Origin of the sequence: Eggerthella sp. 1_3_56FAA, from assembly GCF_000185625.1 — a bacterium.
Classification (GTDB): domain Bacteria; phylum Actinomycetota; class Coriobacteriia; order Coriobacteriales; family Eggerthellaceae; genus Eggerthella; species Eggerthella lenta.
Genome location: NZ_GL622591.1, coordinates 1 through 1,349, shown reverse-complemented (window position 1 = coordinate 1,349; position 1,349 = coordinate 1). Strand labels below are relative to the sequence as shown.

Here is a 1,349-nt window from a genome sequence, read left to right as displayed (position 1 = left end):
CTGCTCATGCTGAACCTCATCGCGTTCGCGCCGACGAAGCCGTGGACCGAGGTGGCGGCCGTGGCGCTGTGCGCCGCGACGATGATCTGGTGCGGCCGCGCGTCGGCGGCGCTGCGCTGGCTGGCGGCCTACGCGGCCGTCTTCGGGGCCAGCATGGCCGTCGCCGCCTTTCCGAACGAGGTGACCGCGTCGTTCGCCGCGATGATCGTCGTGTTCCGCCGCGTGTTCTGCGTGGGGATGTTCGCGTCGAACATGATCGCCACCACGCGCGTGGGCGAGATGGCCTCGGCGCTGCAGCGCGCGCACGTGCCGCGCGGCGGCGTGGTGGCGCTGTGCGTGGCGCTCAGGTTCTTCCCCACGATGGGCAAGGAGTTCTCGTCGGTGGCCGAGGCCATGAAGGTGCGCGGCATGGCGCTGTCGCCCGCGACGGTGCTGCGGCATCCGGCGCTGACGGCGGAGAACCTCATGGTGCCCGTGATGAGCCGGCTGGCCATCGTGGCCGACGAGCTGTCGAACGCGGCCATCGTGCGCGGCATCGACTCCGCGGCGGCGCGCACGTCCTACTACGAGCTGCGCTTCGGGCCGGCGGACGCCCTGTTCGCCGCCCTGTTCGGCGCCGTGGTCGCGTGCGTGGCGCTCATCAAGCTGGGGGTGATCGCGTGAGCGCGCAGGCCGACGCGGCGCTTTCGTTCGACCGGGCGGGCTTCACCTACGCCGGCGCCCGCGAGCCCGCCCTCGCCGACGTGTCCCTGAGCGTGCCCGCAGGGCAGTGCGTGGTGCTCACCGGCGGCTCCGGCTGCGGCAAGACCACGCTCACGCGCCTGGCGAACGGGCTGATCCCCGTCTCCTACGACGGGGAGCTCGCGGGGTCGGTGCGCATCGCCGGCAAGGACGCGGGGTCGTGGGAGATGGACGCGCTGTGCCGGCGCGTGGGCTCGGTGTTCCAGAACCCCCGCAGCCAGTTCTTCAACCTGGACACCACCTCGGAGGTGGCGTTCGGCTGCGAGAACCTCGGGCTCTCGCGCGCCGAGATGCACCGGCGCGTGGACGGCGCCTTCGCCCTGCTGGGCATCGAGCACCTGCGCGACCGCGACATCCGCGCGCTCTCGGGCGGCCAGCGCCAGATGGTGGCCATCGCCTCGGTGTGCGCGATGGGCCCCGACGTCTTCGTGCTGGACGAGCCCACGGCGTCGCTCGACGTGGGCGCCATGCTCCAGCTGGCCGAGGCGGTCGCGCGGCTCAAGGCCGCGGGCAAGACCGTGCTCGTGGCCGAGCACCGGCTGTGGTGGCTCGCGGGCATCGCCGACCGGGTGGTGGTGATGCGGGGCGGGCGCGTCGTGCGCGACGCG

General features: G+C 73.2%; 2 protein-coding genes. Both read left to right on the top strand.

Annotated features, from left to right (window positions below):
* Positions 1-663, top strand: a 663-nt coding sequence (locus tag HMPREF1023_RS14910) for an energy-coupling factor transporter transmembrane protein EcfT (protein ID WP_050784850.1), incomplete at its 5' end; no start/stop codon positions are given.
* A partial coding sequence (locus HMPREF1023_RS14905; RefSeq protein WP_009307314.1) for an ABC transporter ATP-binding protein occupies positions 660-1,349 on the top strand: 690 nt, incomplete at its 3' end. The genes HMPREF1023_RS14910 and HMPREF1023_RS14905, both read left to right, overlap by 4 nt.